The sequence below is a fragment of the Chlorogloeopsis sp. ULAP01 genome (assembly GCF_030381805.1).
Lineage (GTDB): Bacteria > Cyanobacteriota > Cyanobacteriia > Cyanobacteriales > Nostocaceae > Chlorogloeopsis.
Map to the genome: position 1 here is coordinate 171,043 of NZ_JAUDRH010000004.1, position 16,593 is coordinate 187,635.

Below are 16,593 nucleotides of genomic sequence, written 5' to 3' on the forward strand. Positions count from 1 at the left end.
AAATTTAAGTTTCTGAGGTGGACGTATCTACCTCGGCAGCACGCGAACGACGACGACGACGACGATTATCTGTGCTGTTTGCTTCAGCTTCATCTGCCATCACAGCAACCGCCGATGCCTCTGTTATATTTTGAGGCAATGGTTCTGCTTCTTCTGGTGTAACTGCGGTACTAGATACTGTTGTAGTAGTTACTTCTGGAGTTGGTTCACTTGAAGTAGCAGCTTGCCCAGGTAATGTGACATTAATAATCACGGATTTGGGATTTTTCACTTCCCGGTTTAATTTCACCAAAGGAGAAACTCCCATTAAAGCGTAAACATCCTGTTCGGGTGGTGTCATTTCTACAGACACAATCTCTGGTGGTTCTACTACTGGCTTAACTAGTTCGACTCTAGAAACTTTTGCACGCTCGCTCCTTTCACCCCAAGGTGATTTATTAAGATTTGCTGGAGATATGTCTGAAACTTCTGCAATTTCTCCTTCTGCATCAATATCCATGTCTGACTCGTTTACTAAAGCCAGTTGGTTGCCATGAATACGTGGTTCGTCTTTGCCGTTGCCTCCATTCAATCCCAAGCGACGACGACGACGTCTTTTAGTATCACCTATCTCTTGATAGCTAGGATGATTAACTAAATTGATAGCAGTTAAGTCACTGTCATGCTCGTAACCTTCCGTTGAAAATCCATCGTAAGTTTCCCGTGGTTCGATTTGACGGGTAGATGGCAAACGGGGTTCTTTGATAGGCACAGGTGTGGGTGGAAAGCGTTCGGGTAATTCTACTGGTGGTGTTGGTGCCAGCGATCGCCCTTCAGTTTCTCCAGGCAGATGAACAATATGTCCTAAGCCGCCACAGGTAGGACAAGTTTCGCTAAACAATTCGTAAATATTTTGGCCTTGACGCTTACGAGTCAGTTCTACCAAACCCAATTCAGTTAATTGGGCAATTTGAGGACGAGCTTTGTCTGCTTTCAAAGCTTTGTTGAAATGTTCGATAACGTGCAGTTGATCGCGCCGCGATTCCATATCGATGAAATCAACAACAATTACGCCAGCAATATTTCGCAGGCGCAATTGGCGGGCAATTTCTGTTGCTGCTTCGCAGTTTGTCCACAACACTGTTTCTCTGGCTGTTGCTGATCGCGTAAACGAACCAGAGTTGACATCTATTACTGTTAATGCTTCGGTAGGCTGAATGATGATGTAGCCACCAGAGGGTAAATCTACTCTGGGTTTGAGCGCTTCTTTAATAGCGGCATTGATCCGGAAGTATTCTAGAATTGCTGTGCGATCGCGGTGATGATCAATCAACAACCCTTGCGGTACCTGTCCGCCACTCCAGTTTTGCAAATACAACTTCACCCGCTTTAAGCCAGTACTGGAGTCTACAACAATTCGGTTCACATCCGCGCCGTACATATCTCGCAGTACACGCTGGATAAAATCATCATCCCGATTTAGTAGTGCTGGCGCACGAGTTGATTGCGCTTCTTGCTGAATGAGTTCCCATTGTTTTTGTAGGGATTCTAAATCTTCAATAATTGCTTCTTCTGGCTTACCTTCAGCTTCAGTGCGTACCAGCAAACCCATTCCGGCTGGTTTGATTAAAATCGCCAATGCTCGCAGGCGATTGCGTTCATTTTCATTTTTGATTCGCCGGGATAAATTTACACCCCGTCCATAGGGCATTAATACTACGTAACGTCCGGGTAAAGTAATATTACCTGTAAGCCTCGGCCCTTTTGTACCTGTTGGCTCTTTCATTACTTGCACCAAAACTTTTTGCTGTGGTGCCAGCAACTCTGTAATTGCTGCTGCTGTACGCCTTAGTCGCAAAGGCCCCAAATCAGTGACATGAATAAAACCGTTGCGCTCTGGATCGCCAATATTTACAAAAGCTGCGTCTATACCAGGTAATACATTTTCTACTACTCCTAAGTAGATATCACCAATTTGGTGATGTCCCGTGGCTACAACAAGTTCTTGTATTTGATCTTCAGAAAAGACTGCAGCTATTTGATGCTGCTCCGCGATAATAATTTGTTTTGGCATTCAATTTCCTCAAAAATCGGCAGCACAAAAAGACTTGGGGGTTTGTTGATCCTGTTACCCCTGCAAGCCCAAAAAGGCGCTGCTGGTAATAAAAATTGCGAACCTAAGCCCAAACTTAAAGAGCTATTAAGACCGTAATTGCGTTTACACGCCCGATTATTCCACAACGGCTGCATATTATTTAAGCAATTTAATCACCCGTCCGTGGTGAATTTCTGATACGACGCCTTCATCCTCTAGGAATTGGGCATTCGGCATTGTTTTAAAAATCATAAAGTTTAGAGAAGCCGACGTAGCCTGTTATTAGTTACTGATTCACAAGGTAGTTTAGCCATCAAGAGAGAGTGTTCTTGAATTTGCCTCTGCTGGTCTGGGATAAAATCCTAGATGTTACTCTCTAAATCTTTGCTTTCAAACCCTGATTACCAGGGTTGTGGATCAGATAACTCAATGCAGCGCCAGAAAAATTCTCTTCATCTCATTCTAACGCAACCTTGTCAAAAATCAATTCCTATTATGTAGAACCAGAGGGCAATTAACGTAGCAAATTACCCTCAGGGTATTAATCCCGCAAAACAAGACGATTGCGGTGAATATGTAGCAGTTGGAATTCTAAACCTGCTACCTGCTCTAGCATAAACAGAATTTGTTCAGGACGCAATAGTATGCCGTCATGACGACAACTTCCCAGATAACGCAATATCGCTACTGACTCTGGGGAATTGGAAGTGATTTGCATCAGTTCGAGTTCAAATAGGCGATCGCGCAGATTTATGAGTTGGCTTTTACCTGACTTTGTTGTTTGTTCTGACCAAATCTCTTTTTTGTGCTCAATTGTATCAATCCAACCTTGCCATTGTGAGGGTGTTGCTGGTGTTTGAGTATCTACAGTGAGCAAATATTCGGCAGCGTCTAATACTTGGGTGGCGGCAGGAGCTTTTAAATCTAACTGTACCACCTCATAAATAGGAATATCATTGGGTAGTGCTTGCGCTAATGTTTGTCGAAAAGTATTAACATCAAGAGATTGAGTTAACTCAAAATCGACAATTTCTCCACTACTGGTAGCTCCTAACGGCAAAGCCCAAGCCACAGAAATGCGGGGTGTGGGATGATAACCACCAGTAAAAGCAATAGGCAATCCAACACGTCGAATCGCACGGTCAAATAGACGCATTAAATCAAGGTGGCTAAGTAAGGCCATATCACCCTGCTTGCCAAACCATACCCGCAGTCGTTGAACTTTAGTTGTATTTGGTACAAATTGCCCAGTAAATTCCGGTATGGGAGGTGGCGATATTACGATATTGTGACCAAAGTCAGTACTGCAAACACCACAGTGAGAACAACCATCAAAAGAGCAGTCTGGTACAGTAGCAGCTTCGAGAGCACGTTTTAAGTCTTCTTTGAGCCATTTTTTATCGATACCAGTGTCAAGGTGATCCCAAGGAAGGGGTTTGTCGAGGGAGTATTGAGTGGATGACGGGGTTTGATTAGATGCAAAGAGGTTGAGACGCTCTGACGCGGAGAAATTATCAAAAATGTTCCCCACCTCCCCGTGTCCCCACCTCCCCGTGTCCTCTTTCCTTGTGTCCTCTTTTTGGAACAAATTCCACTCACCATTTTCAACCTGGCGATATTTCCAGGTTAATCCTGCTTCAGCGATCGCATTTCCCCAAGCATTGTATGCTTGTTCGATGTTGTCAAACCAAGAATCCATGCCTGCTCCCAACTCCCAGGCGCGACGCAAGACTTGAGCAAGAGTGCGATCGCCTCGGCCGATAAAATCCTCCATTGCCGAGATGCGAACATCGGTGAAATTTACTTTCACTCCTTTGAGACGGCGAAATTCTTGCCGTAGCAATTGCTGCTTGCGTTTAAACTCGGTGGTAGAAACCGAGTGCCATTGAAAGGGTGTATGAGGCTTGGGTGTAAAGTTGGAAATTGTCAAGTTAAATGATAGAGGTTTTCTACCTTTGGAGCGACACTCGCGCTGTAGCCAGATCACAGTTTCTACAATTCCCAGGACATCGGCATCAGTTTCACCTGGCAAGCCGATCATAAAATATAACTTTATTTTATCCCAACCTTGTTCCCAAGCTGTTTTAACACCTCGCAGTAATTCTTCGTTTGTCAGACCTTTATTTACGATATCTCGCATTCGCTGGGTACCAGCTTCAGGGGCAAAAGTTAAACCACCTTGGCGGATACCACCAAGGATATTGGCGATATTCTCGTCAAACCTGTCTACGCGTTGACTGGGTAAAGACAGAGTAATATTGTCATTTTTCAAGCGATTTTTAATTTCTACTCCCACTGCTGGCAGGGATAAATAGTCAGAACAACTTAGGGATAACAAAGAAAACTCATTGTATCCAGTTTCCCGCATTCCTTTTTCTATCGCTGCTATCACTTGTTCTGGTTCTACATCACGCGCCGGGCGTGTTAACATTCCTGGTTGGCAGAAGCGGCAGCCGCGAGTGCATCCACGCCGAATTTCAATTGTTAGGCGATCGTGTACTGTTTGAACGTGGGGAACTAGTCCAATCGAATAGGCTGGCATCGGGGTGGCAACCCGGCGGAGAATGCGTTTGGGAACATTTGGACAGTTGGGATGTACCGAACCGTCTGCCGCCATGTCGTAAAACCGGGGAACGTATACACCCGGTATTTGGGCTAAGTCCAACAATAGCTCTTGACGACTTAATCCAGCTTGTTTGCCTTCTTCTAAAACTAAGCCAATTTCTGGTAAGAGTTCTTCACCATCACCTAAGGCAAAAAAGTCGAAGAAATCGGCGTAGGGTTCAGGATTGGATGTCGCCGTTTGTCCTCCTGCAAAAATCAGAGGATAATTTCCCACTAATCGTTCTCGCCACGTCAGGGGAATACCTGCTAAATCCAACATTTCTAGAATGTTAGTAGCACCTAATTCATAGCTGAGGCTAAATCCTAAAATATCAAATTCTATCAGCGATCGCTTTGATTCTACGGCAAATAATGGTGTTTGAGTTGATCGCAGTTTTGCTGCTAGGTCTTGTCCTGGTAGATAAGCGCGATCGCATAACTGGCGTGGTTGGGCATTCAAAATGTTATAGAGAATGATATGCCCCAAGTTAGAAGCACCTACTTCGTATACTTCTGGGTAAGTTAACACCCAACGGATGACTGCTTGATGCCACGGCTTGTGTACTGCCAAAAGCTCGTTACCCAGGTAACGAGCTGGCTTGAGTATGTCCGATGTGATTAATTTTTCTACTGCAACAGCCACTGTGCTATTCTTCTAGCGATTTTAAATTACTGCTATTCACCTCCAACCTTAGCATTTATTATGGCTTGCGAGAGCGCTGATTGCTTCGTGCTAAGGTCTTTGAAGCGAAAAAACTTAACATTTAGCCTCTAAGCAATCTTTGCTACTCTCACAAAGCAAGCGGCTTATAAAGCCGCTTGACTTTCCAATATTTCAAATACTCTATCAAGTTGAGTAAGTTCAAAGATAATTCTAATAGATGGGGAAACAGAGCAAAGAGTGAACCGTTGCCCTAAATTCTGAGCTAGTTTAAGTGCCGACACCAATGCCATTAAGCCCGCACTGTCTAGTGACTCTACTTGTTCTAAATCCACTAGCAAGAAACTATTATCATTTTGTGTCAATGCTGCGGTTAGATTTCGCTCAAATTCCAAAGCATTGGCAGCGTTTAAACTTCCTTGAGGACGAATAACTGTTATTTTTGGATTTTTAAGTACTGCTTGCATCGTGACATCCTATGAAAATTTCTAAATTATGAAGATAGATGTATTTGAACATAAACTCTTTATTCCCACATCGACCATTCGTATTAAGTTTCTTAGTCGAATCTTTATTCCTTTGAGGTCTCTGTTTAAAGATTGTCACAATTACCCAAAAAACTGTAGTCAAATATACTTTTTATTAAAAATTTGGCTCAATAATAGTTTGCTATGCCTATTATTCCTACATAAGTTATTACTCAGTTATTACTCAAACTCGTACATAACGACAGGAAACTGAGATTAAATCTCTTGACTTTGGTTTTTAGTATTGGTGAAAGTCTTAAGCAATTATGACTAAAATCACCTACTAACTGTGATTTGAATCACCTAAAACTAAGTGTGTAATCACAATTTATACTGAGGTGCAGCTGGGATAATAACTATACAATTTAGTTGGTTTATTACTTATGAAAACAAAGTACGTTATTCGTCAATTAGTAGAAAAAGCCATTTTTATTAAAAAACTAACTCCTGAAATTGAAAATGAAATTAACTCAGAACTAACGGCAATGGGTTATATTTCTGATGTTGATTACGAGGCTCTAGAATTATTGATGGCAGAAATGGATGCCGGTCGAATTCAGTTGATTCCTAGTATTTGATGGTAGTTTGTTAGTAATGTGTTTCCTAATATTTAAGTCAATTACAACAACAAGTACCTGAAATTAACTGAAAAATTGGCAATATAATTTCTACAAAAATGACGCAGCAGCATGAGCGTCTGATTGATATAACTGCTGGTGTTTTTTTAAGAACACTGATGTATAAGACAATTTAGCGCATCAAGGATGGCGGCGGAATAACTTATACCAATGCGTGGATTTTGGATTAAAAACATTTTATTCATAGGCTAGTCCAGAATTTTGAAACAAGACTCCCGCGTGCCAATTTGGTATTACAAAGATGAAGTATTATGTTGGGCCATTATCCTTTTTGTATGCGTGCCAAACTTGATAAATAAATTGATTGAGTTGTTGTTTAGTAATTGTGTCTATTCCGAGTTTGGCTTCTTTAGCTAAAACTTCACTCAATATAGAAATTATTTCTGTATCTAAGGCAGGCTGGAATAAATTTAAAGGCCAAAGTAGATCTGATGCCGCTCGCAAATCTCTTGTTAAAGGGGGTTCCCAAGAGTAGACTACAAGTAGCAAAGGACGTACCCAGCACGATTGACGGGAAAGCACAACTTGAATTACTTCTGCATAGAGCCTGCGATCGCCATGCTCTAGGTAAACTATTTGTCCTGGTTGAAAGTCTGAGACAATCTCCATAATCAATCACAGGGCTGTCTTTAGTGGTAACCACTGTTAGTTGCTATTTTTTTATTTTAAAAGCTAAATATAACTAACTTGTAGCGACAATACATTGACGCTCAAAGGCGGCAAAAAAAATATGAGTACGCCACAGCCAAGCGATCGTGTAGTTAGAGCGATTCAACTAGCAATTGTAGTCATTGTCCTGCTCCAATATTCAATCTTGGTGCTATACAATAAGTTAAGCAACTATACAAATAACTTCTAAACAAAAACTTCTGTTGTAGTAAATAACACAAGAGAGCAAAGAGCCGTGTCACTAGAAACCCTAGAGAAGCGTTCAACATCCCGTAAATTAGCGCCTCAGTATCGCGTTTTGCTCCATAACGATGACTACAACTCTATGGAGTATGTGGTGCAGGTTTTATTGACTACAGTGCCAAGCCTTACTCAACCCCAGGCTGTCAGTATTATGATGGAAGCTCATACCAATGGCATCGCTTTAGTCATTACCTGCGCTCAAGAACACGCGGAATTTTATTGTGAAACCTTGAAAAATCATGGTTTGACTAGCACTATTGAACCAGAAGAATAAATATTGCTTGCTGATTGTAAATACCTTCGCCAAAATCCAACACCCTAGAAGGGTGTTGCTATACGTACCAAGCTCCGAAGTTCTGAGCGCCGGAAGCCGCAAAGCGTCTACAGACTTCTCGCTGCCTCCCCAGCCTGTGGGTGTTTCAGAAAATCGGTGAAGGTATTGAATTGTAAATTACTATTTGCTAATGGTATGACTACGATTAGCGAGTAGCCTATTGCTGCATGAAAATAAACCTTACCTCTCTAGCCCAGCATTCTTTCCCGATTCGACTGGCTATCTTTATTTTGATTTTGTTGCTATTGTGGTTGCCCATAGCAGCACCTATATATTTACTGGTAAAAGATCCTAATTTAGTTATTATCTTCACAATGGTGCCGTTAGCCATTGAATTTTTGATTTTGCTTCCTTTTTGGGGCAAATACGTTCATCAGCAACCACAGATATTCCAGCATTATGGCTTAGAACTAACGCGCAAGAATGGAGTAGAACTGCTCAGAGGTTTAGCAATTGGATTCGTCAGTATTTTGATTTTGTTTGGTTTAGAAGGATTGCTGGGTTGGTTGGAGTGGCTGCAAACTAGTTCTTTTCAATTGAGATTTGTTCTAGAAGGGATAATTACTGGTTTGGGTACAGCGTTTGCCGAAGAATTATTTTTTCGAGGCTGGATGTATGATGAACTACAACGCGATTACAACCCTTCAGTAGTACTGTGGGCAACTGCGACAATTTTTGCTGTCGCTCACTTTATTAAACCCTTGTCAGAAGTAATTCGCACATCGCCCCAATTTTTGGGGTTATTACTTTTGGGGTTAGCATTGGTATGGGCAAAACGCCGTTGTCGGGGAAGATTGGGCTTCCCAATAGGTATACATGCAGGGTTAGTTTGGGGCTGGTATATTATCAACGTCGGGCAGTTGGTGAAATATTCTGGGCGAGTTCCCGATTGGGTGACGGGTGTGAATAAGAATCCCTTAGCTGGGGTGATGGGGTTGGCGTTTTTGGGAGTTTTAGTATTGTGGATGCGGGGGAAAGGTGAGCGATCGCGTATTTGATTTGATAAATTCTAAGGATGGCAAATATAACCGCACTTATCGCCAATTGCTACTGCTGCTAATCCTTCTTGAAATTGATCGGCGTAATCAAATTGCGGCTGAATTACTACCTCACCACTCTTGCTAATATAGCCGTACTTGTTGTCACTCCGGAGAGTCGAAAATACTGCCAGATCTTGAGAAAAGTCCCCAGCATTGTCAAATTGTGGTTGAATTGTAAATTGACCACTTTTATTTATATAGCCGTAGTAGTCATCAATCTTGACATATGCCAATCCTTGAGAAAAGTTCCCAGCATCGTCAAATTGTGGTTGAATTATTAACTGACCACTTTTATCTATATAGCCATACTTATCATCAATATTTACCAATGCTAGACCTTCCTTAAAGCTCCGAGGTCTAGATCTATAAAATTGTGGTTGAATAACAACCTGACCAGTCTTATCAATATAGCCTGATAAGGCATTTTCTTTACCAATATCTATCAATGCTAATTCTTCGTGAAATTCTCCTGCCCAATCAACTTCAAGTTCAATAACTACCTGAGCAGTCTTGTCAATATAAGTCCATTTGGGAGAATTGGCTTCAGATACACATACCACATCTGCCAATCCTTCAGAAAAGTATCCACCAACACAATTATTTTCTAGTTCAACAACAATTTGGCCACTCTTGTCAATATAACCACTTCTATTGTCAATTATGACAGGAGCTAATCCTTCAGAAAAGTCGCCAGCATTATCAAACTTAGGTTCAATAATAACTTGACCATTTGTATCGAAATAGCCAACCTTGCTTTCAACAACCACCCATGCTCGCCCTTCAGAAAAAGTCGGAGCAAGCGCCAAATAATCAAATTGTGGTTCAATCATAAATTGACTACTTTTGTTTATATAGCCCCACTTATCAAATACCTTTACCAATGCCAGTCCTTCACAAAAGCCTAAAACTGAATCAAACTGCGGTGGAATGGCAAAGTTAACGTTATTGTTAATGCTCATAATGAGTGGGAAGTAACTATACCAATGGGTAAAATCATCATATTAGTCTCAAGCGTACTGTTGGGAGTGATCGCCTGGAGATTGTTCGGTTTTGACTGACTGCACGGAGGAAACGCACTCATCTATGCGGTTGAAAAAGAGTCGTTGAAATAGTTATACCTTTGCTTTGCTGCTGAGAGTGCCAATCCCAATTATTTCCTAAACCCTAATACTTTATTTCTCTACTAGTGTGCCAATTAGACACGCTTTCTCCAAATTTACTCCATTTAAATTCGCACCTTCTAACTCTGCACAGAGCAAATTCGCACCTGTCAAATTCGCTCCTGCCAGATTCGCTCCCCGCAAATCAGCTTCTTCTAAATTGGCTTCGCTCAACAAAGCACCTTGTAAATCTGCGCGACTCAAGTCTGCGCCTTTGAGATGTGCTCCAGCCAAGTTGGCACCACGTAAATCAGCACCCCGAAAGTCAACGCCCTGCAAATTGACATTCATCAAGTTGGCACCACTCAAGAAAGCACCAGTCAGTGATACTTCACTCAGTCTTGCTCCCATGAAGTTAGCGCCCCTCAAATTACTACCTCGTAAGTCAGCACCTGTTAAGTCTGCTTGCATCAAATTTGCTCCCATCAAATTTGCCCGTAAGTCGGTTGCTTGAAGATTTGCCCCCATCAAATTTGCACCTTCTAAATGCCCCCCTTCTAGTTTGGAACCAGCAAAGTTGGTACCAACAAGGGTAGCACCCGCAAGATTGATGCGGTTTAAATCAAGGTTAGATAAATCCTCGTCTTCTAAATCTGTACCTGGTAAGTGTTTAAGATTTCCTGATTTAATAGCTTCTATATTCATAAAAATTATAGAGAATCCTCTTCGCTTTTTTGAGTAACTTAGGTTCATTAAAAATTTATTTAACCATGTAGGTGCTCATAGAACCGCTTCTCTTCACAAAAAACACGAAGAAGATAAAAATACAGGCGTTGCTGAATCATAGTATGAATTTAGATGTAGAGATGCGTACGCCCCAGGCGTTCTTGGAGGGTAATTTCGCGTCTCTATAAGGGTTTTGGTAACTAACAAAATCATTTTTATACCCTAAATCAGCAATACCAGAATAATTATCTTGCAGACAAGTTTTGATTTATATCTATGTTAGTCTTGCTTTCGCTATCTAGTCTGTGATCGAGCAGCCACATCCCAGTGCTGACTTTGGGTGTGATTTGAGGTAATTCTAGCCCTTGCTGCAAACCCATAACTAACAGTGTTAAGGTATCTACTAGCTTAGGATCAAAGCGATGCGATTGCTGTTTTATGCATTCTTCTAAAGCTTGAGAAAATATTTCTTGTTGGCTTAATTGGGAGTTTTTTTTCTGATTAACTCGCCATTGAAAATCGGCGGCTAGCGATAAAATTCTTGATTCGAGAGGAATTTCATCACCAGCTAATCCTGCAGGTTCCCCAGTACCATCCCACCACTCGCTTTGGTGAGTGATAATTTGTGCTACAGCACGCAATCTTGGCATGGTTCGCAGTACTTGCGCTCCCGGTATTAAAGGGCAAGTCAAAGGACAACTGGGCGCATCTTCACGGTATTGGGTAGATGCTGTGGGAGTTAGTATGCTTTCTGCCTTTTGTAATGGATCTATACGATGTAACAAGCTGGCAAGGCGCAATCTTTTTATTTGCCATGCAGGAAGATCTAAAAGCTGCCCCATCGTTTCTGAGAGCACCACAACTTCTGCTGCTGCCATTGGATTTGCTATATCAGCAGCATCAATTATCTGTGCCATCCGTAAAAATGCTTGGATTTCGTTGGAAATTAAGTTACGATCCAATGCCTGATGACGTGCTGTTGTGGGGACAGATATATTCAACTGCTCAGATTGGAGGTAATCTACTACACGAGAAACTACCGTACCTAAAAATTCTGGTGTGGCAAGATTTGGTTGAATGGCTTTTTGTGCTGTGGTAAGTTGTGCTGCCAGTTGGGGATTGTAGCGCTCGATATGAGTGATCGCCAATAGAGCTGTCTCTTGTACTAGCTCTGGCTCAAATGTCCACAAGCCATAAAATTTCCGTTCTAAATCCGATGCAGGTATTCCAGAGGCACCATAATCAGCTTCTGATAATTCTTGACAAATTACCATAGCTGTGTATTTAGGTGAAATAATAATTAAGTGCCACTCTTGTGCAACTGGATCGTCAGGAGCGAGTGGGACTAAGTTGACATTGGGTAGCTGGCTAGTGGGATGATTTGACCAAATACTATCCGGTGCTGCCATGATAGCTATTTGGCGAGATTTTTTCGCAATATTTGCATATCTTTCTGCTTCTTGCAGATACCATTTCCCTTGTTGAAAGGCAGTTATCATTAAGGGAGAGGTGACATCTTGTAATATCTGGTCTTCTAAAGCGTGACACAGAGCGACCAGAGTATTTTTGTAGTATACACCGAATCGGATTGGTCTTTTGGTATTGCGATGGGCAAGTTCTAGCTGTTGAAGTAGAGAGCCTTTTAACATGGGTTTGGTTAAACGAACCACAAAGGACGCAAAGTACGCAAAGTGAAAAAAAATTTTAAATTTTTGCTTATGACTCTTTAGTTTACTGTTTGAGCGATAAATTACGCTATCGAATAGATTAGGAGTTGCACTAATGCGGCTTCAGGTGAATAGTAAAGAGTGATTGGTAAAGTTCCCAGCCATAACTCATATAGCAAAGGAAGTGCGATCGCGCGGAAATTCATGGCAGAAATTATCCTAATAGGGCGATCGCTTTGTGTCCATCCATCAAGAAATAGTTGCTAACTGCTTCTGTTGAACCTCAATCGGTGCAGATAGCGCTGCTTCTAAATCGGCACAACCCAGCCTCTGTTCTAGGATATTCATGACTTCACGTCCGAAGTCATTGGGATTTTGTCGCCAAGCTTGCAAGCATACCTCTCCAAAGAAGGAACCAAGAGGTTCTGGGTTCCACAGCATTTTTTGGACAGTCCAAGGTGTGATATTCATCGGATCGTATCCTGGCTTGAGAATATTTTCTTTGAAGGCGTATTCTTCTAGATGAGTGTGGGGTTGTAGCCCGATAAAGAAGATGGCAGGCTCAACTTTATCTGCACCAAAAATACGTTCGAGTTCGCGATGATAGGCAATAGTTTGGCGAATTGTTTCTGGGCGCTCGTCAATGACGTTAAAGGAGTAGTTGACAGAAACTAAGTCGTTAAAACCAGCTGCTTTTAAATCCCGACAGTTTTGCAAGACAGTGCGGAGATTGTATCCCATCCGCATTTTTCGTACCAGTTCTTGCGAGCCGCTAGTGATACCGATTTCAAAATAGTTCATGCCGGTTTTCACCATCAAGTCACACAATTGGGGCGTCAGGTTATCTGCCCGAATGTATGCTGCCCAGTGAATATCTTTCATCCCAGAATCAACGATTTTTTGTAAGAGTTCTATGGTGTCGTCGATAAATCTTCGAGCCGGGATAAATTGGGCATCAGTAAACCAGAAATTGCGAACACCGCGATCATATAGTTGTTGCATTTCAGCAACGACTTCATCCGCAGGGTTGATACGTACCTGCTTACCTTCTACAACTGTGTATACGCAATAGCAGCAATTATGAGGGCAACCACGTTTGGTTTGTACACCAATGTAGAAGTCTCCATCTTGTAGGTAATATTTGAACTCCGGCCAGATGGTTTCGATATAGTCGTAGTTACAAGCAGTTTTTTCTAATGGCGTAGGCTGTTCGTGAATGAGGCGATCGCGTGGTTTATCTTCTCCAACGACATAACACCTTTCATCTCGAAATTCTTGTCCACTCAGTAATTTTGTCAGTAGGGTTTCTCCTTCACCAACAGAAACAATTGTCCCCTCAGGTAAGCTTTTACCCAACTGTTCGTAAAAGACGCTAACAGCACCACCACCAACAATAATCCGAGCATTGGAGTTATAGCGTTTAGCGCGTTTGATACCCCGCTTCAATAAACCCAGATTCCGCCAGAGTTCACCGTAGTATACAGACGCAATCCGCAGTAAACCAACAGCACCCCGTAGCTTGAGAAATGGATTGCGGGAATAGAAAAATTCAAAAGTATATTGCAATGGGTTTCCACCACGCCCGCCCACTGGAGCATATATCTGGATATCCCGCCAAGAAAACACTAGTAGTGTTGGCTTAAATTCATCAATACAGCGATCCAGGGCTTGAGCATAGTCTAAGGGTGGAACTGTCCCTAGATCAAATATACGCTGTTCGATATCGGGAAACAGTTTGTGAACGTGATCGCTAAGATAGACAACCCCAATAGGAAAGATAGGGTTACACGGAAGGCGAACATAGAGAATTCGGTTTTCCATTAAGGATGCTTTAGCTTCCATCTTGCCGTTACTTAGGGGAAATCTGGTTTAAAAATTTAGTTTTGTGTTGTGCTTGATCACAATCGTACTTGACATTCAAGACGATTATGAAACTAACTTCTTTTGCTGTAGATGATAGTGAAAATGGCTAGATTTGCTTTGCACTGTAAATGCAAAACATTGATTTAGATGATATGAAATTAGTAAGCTTATACTTTTACCATAACATCGACCTTATTCCTGAAGGGATCGTCATTACCAATTAGGCCATCAGATCAAGGAACAAAAAACAGATCCCCAAGATTGCACAACAGCAATATGATGGCAACTTTCTCCAACTTTACTTACTTGCAAGCTATTGTTAGCATTACTGCTGATTTACAAGTTTGAACAAACTTTTTCTCCATTAATGTATAATTGCAGAAAAGGCATAAATTTTTACAAAAATTTCATAACCCGACCCCTGTCTAGAGATAGAAATAATCTAGAAAGTTTCAGTTGGTAGTCGGGGTTACAGCAGATGGGGATCAGCCGGTGCTAGCTTGGCTTATGTAAGATAAAATTGTGGCGTAAAGCTCCTCAGCAGTTATGGCTCAAATATTAGATCCCTTACCACCGGAGCAATCGAGAAAGATTCTCTGCTGCTACGTTAATGCCACGAGTAAAATCCAGGTGGCTCGCATCTCAAATATCCCTAACTGGTACTTTGAAAGGGTTGTTTTTCCCGGACAAAGACTAGTGTTTGAAGCACCAGGCGAAGCTCAACTTGAGATTCATACAGGCATGATGGCAAGTGCAATTTTGTCGGATAAAATTCCGTGCGATCGCCTTGCTGTTAATGAAATTAGCAGTTACGAATTAGAAACAGACTCAGAAACACTAGAAGATTCTATCAATAAAAAACCGATTGTACACTCAATTAAGACAAAAACTGGAGATACAACAAAACCCTTAACAACTGTTGGTTTTGCATCCATTGATTAGAAAAAAATGGCTAAATTTTAGGGTTGCATCAGATAGCAACCCTTTTTTATTTAGTACAAATTTAGTACAAAGTTAAGTTTAGTAAAATACAGAAAAATCTCCACACAGCTAGACGTAATTATTTTTTGTGGAAAAATAAACTTAAACCTAAGATGTTAAGCATATATTTAGGTTAATTATCTTGAATCTACCCTCATTTTTGTGGTTGTGGAGAATCGCAGCGTGGTCGATGGGTTTATCGCTACTAGCCTATGTGCTACTAGCGAGTATGGGTATTTGGATGTTTCGTGCTAGAACTTTACAACAAGGTGAACCTGAGTGGTTACGCTCTCTCCACTACATCATCGGCTTTTGCATGGTTAGTTTAGTGCTGCTTTTGCTACTTATTGGTATTATCGGTACTTATGGTCACTTTGGTTCTTTGGGACACTCGCCACACCTTTGGGCTGGGTTAATCAGTGTGGTGTTAGTTTTGCTGTCTGCTGGCAGTGCGATGCAAATTCGTGTCAGAAAACCTTGGGCAAGGCGCATTCACATCGGTGCTAATATTGCCCTATTCTTTGCTTTTGCTTGGGTTTCACTCACTGGTTGGATTGTGGTACAAAAGTATTTGCCTTAATAGTCAAGAGCAATTAGTTATTGGTAAATGAGAAAAAGAGCGATCACATTTACAACCTTGATTCTTAATTATTAGATGACAAGGTTCACAAAGTGCAATCATCTAGATTTTTAACTATTCTTGCCGGAAGTCTCCCGGTGATGAAGCGCTCTTTGCTTAATCCTAGCTAGTATATAGTTAAAGTTAAGAATTGTGATGGAGCCGTGACAGCTAACTCAGTTAATTCCTTGCCTGCAATTTTTCGCCTATCTCCCTTAATTCGGATCACACTTTTAAGTTTATATGTAGCACTAACAGTACCTTTACCTTTTTTAGCTCAGGTAACAAATGCACCTGTACCACCAATTTTATTGTGGTTAGGAATTAGTATTGGCTTAGTTGCTTTGTATGCGGCATTAACGGAACGTGTAATTGTAGATGATCAAGGTATTCAGGTAGCTTATCCTAAATGGGTACCACATTTTTTTCGTAAAGGTTGGTCGTTACCTTGGGCTGAAGTGAAGCAATTAAAACCCCGTACTACCGGGCAAGGGGGACTGGTTTACTATTTTCTCGCTCAAGATGGAAAAGCTTATTTACTACCAATGCGTGTAGTAGGCTTTTCCCGGTTGGTAAAGCTGGTGCAAGAAAAGACGGGCATAGATACAACTGATGTCTACCCTTTAGCCCAACCGTGGATGTATTTGATCTTATTAATATTTACGCTACTGTTATTGTTGGTAGATGGCTGGACAATTTCCACTGCCCTAGCGCAAATCAATTAAAGTTCAAGCCTAGCAATAGATAAGGCAACGGATTTTGCAAGAAGAACTCAGTTGTCAGAACTCAGAATAATTTTTCTATTTTCTATATTCACCAGTTCTGAGTTCTGATTATAGAGATCTAA

15 protein-coding genes are annotated in these 16,593 nt (G+C 41.5%); 7 read left to right on the plus strand and 8 right to left on the minus strand.

The features are described 5' to 3' along the window. Positions 1-4: 4 nt before the first annotated feature. From rne to QUB80_RS09355, 3 genes are all read right to left on the minus strand, one after another. Positions 5-2,053, minus strand: a complete 2,049-nt coding sequence (gene rne, locus QUB80_RS09345) for a ribonuclease E (protein WP_289789228.1) — start codon at positions 2,051-2,053, stop codon at positions 5-7. A 562-nt stretch (positions 2,054-2,615) separates the two neighbouring features. Next, positions 2,616-5,321 carry a TIGR03960 family B12-binding radical SAM protein gene (locus QUB80_RS09350; protein ID WP_289789229.1) on the minus strand — a complete coding sequence of 902 codons (2,706 nt, stop codon included), beginning with the start codon at positions 5,319-5,321 and terminating at the stop codon, positions 2,616-2,618. A gap of 164 nt (positions 5,322-5,485) precedes the next feature. Then, positions 5,486-5,806, minus strand: a complete 321-nt coding sequence (locus tag QUB80_RS09355; protein WP_289789230.1) for an STAS domain-containing protein — start codon at positions 5,804-5,806, stop codon at positions 5,486-5,488. 443 nt (positions 5,807-6,249) lie between these two features. On the opposite strand from QUB80_RS09355, the gene QUB80_RS09360 reads away from it, so the two are divergent. Continuing rightward, positions 6,250-6,444 (plus strand): hypothetical protein, encoded by a 195-nt coding sequence (locus QUB80_RS09360; RefSeq protein ID WP_289789231.1) that lies wholly within the window; start codon positions 6,250-6,252, stop codon positions 6,442-6,444. A 309-nt stretch (positions 6,445-6,753) separates the two neighbouring features. On the opposite strand, the gene QUB80_RS09365 is transcribed toward QUB80_RS09360, so the two are convergent. Then, complete coding sequence (locus tag QUB80_RS09365; protein ID WP_289789232.1) at positions 6,754-7,113, minus strand: hypothetical protein; 360 nt, start codon at positions 7,111-7,113, stop codon at positions 6,754-6,756. A gap of 121 nt (positions 7,114-7,234) precedes the next feature. Here QUB80_RS09365 and QUB80_RS09370 point away from each other — a divergent pair, with 121 nt between their 5' ends. The 3 genes from QUB80_RS09370 (at position 7,235) to QUB80_RS09380 (ending at position 8,748) form a co-directional block, all read left to right on the plus strand. Then, positions 7,235-7,363 carry a hypothetical protein gene (locus tag QUB80_RS09370; protein WP_289789233.1) on the plus strand — a complete coding sequence of 43 codons (129 nt, stop codon included), beginning with the start codon at positions 7,235-7,237 and terminating at the stop codon, positions 7,361-7,363. Between the two features lie 45 nt (positions 7,364-7,408). Further along, positions 7,409-7,690 carry an ATP-dependent Clp protease adapter ClpS gene (gene clpS, locus QUB80_RS09375; protein ID WP_289789234.1) on the plus strand — a complete coding sequence of 94 codons (282 nt, stop codon included), beginning with the start codon at positions 7,409-7,411 and terminating at the stop codon, positions 7,688-7,690. A gap of 227 nt (positions 7,691-7,917) precedes the next feature. Further along, a complete protein-coding gene (locus QUB80_RS09380) occupies positions 7,918-8,748 on the plus strand; it encodes a CPBP family intramembrane glutamic endopeptidase (protein ID WP_289789235.1) in 831 nt (276 codons plus the stop codon). Positions 8,749-8,759: 11 nt separating this feature from the next. Here QUB80_RS09380 and QUB80_RS09385 read toward each other — a convergent pair whose 3' ends face one another. The 4 genes from QUB80_RS09385 to QUB80_RS09400 all read right to left on the minus strand — a co-directional run bounded on the left by QUB80_RS09385 (position 8,760) and on the right by QUB80_RS09400 (position 14,125). Next, on the minus strand, positions 8,760-9,749 hold the full coding sequence (locus QUB80_RS09385) for a WG repeat-containing protein (protein ID WP_289789236.1): 990 nt from the start codon (positions 9,747-9,749) through the stop codon (positions 8,760-8,762). 213 nt (positions 9,750-9,962) lie between these two features. Then, positions 9,963-10,595: a pentapeptide repeat-containing protein gene (locus QUB80_RS09390; protein ID WP_289789237.1), complete on the minus strand. Its 633-nt coding sequence runs from the start codon at positions 10,593-10,595 to the stop codon at positions 9,963-9,965. Positions 10,596-10,861: 266 nt separating this feature from the next. After that, positions 10,862-12,265, minus strand: a complete 1,404-nt coding sequence (locus QUB80_RS09395; protein ID WP_289789479.1) for a DICT sensory domain-containing protein — start codon at positions 12,263-12,265, stop codon at positions 10,862-10,864. Positions 12,266-12,532: 267 nt separating this feature from the next. Continuing rightward, entirely contained in the window at positions 12,533-14,125 is a 1,593-nt protein-coding gene (locus tag QUB80_RS09400; RefSeq protein WP_289789238.1) for a photosystem II high light acclimation radical SAM protein, read from the minus strand. Positions 14,126-14,692: 567 nt separating this feature from the next. Between QUB80_RS09400 and QUB80_RS09405 the strand changes: the two genes are divergently transcribed. The 3 genes from QUB80_RS09405 (at position 14,693) to QUB80_RS09415 (ending at position 16,471) form a co-directional block, all read left to right on the plus strand. Next, the gene (locus tag QUB80_RS09405) at positions 14,693-15,088 is read left to right on the plus strand and encodes a DUF1830 domain-containing protein (protein ID WP_289789239.1); all 396 of its coding nucleotides are present in this window, start codon (positions 14,693-14,695) and stop codon (positions 15,086-15,088) included. Positions 15,089-15,269: 181 nt separating this feature from the next. Further along, positions 15,270-15,707, plus strand: a complete 438-nt coding sequence (locus QUB80_RS09410) for a DUF4079 domain-containing protein (RefSeq protein WP_289789240.1) — start codon at positions 15,270-15,272, stop codon at positions 15,705-15,707. Between the two features lie 203 nt (positions 15,708-15,910). Continuing rightward, complete coding sequence (locus QUB80_RS09415) at positions 15,911-16,471, plus strand: hypothetical protein (protein WP_289789241.1); 561 nt, start codon at positions 15,911-15,913, stop codon at positions 16,469-16,471. Positions 16,472-16,593: the final 122 nt, after the last annotated feature.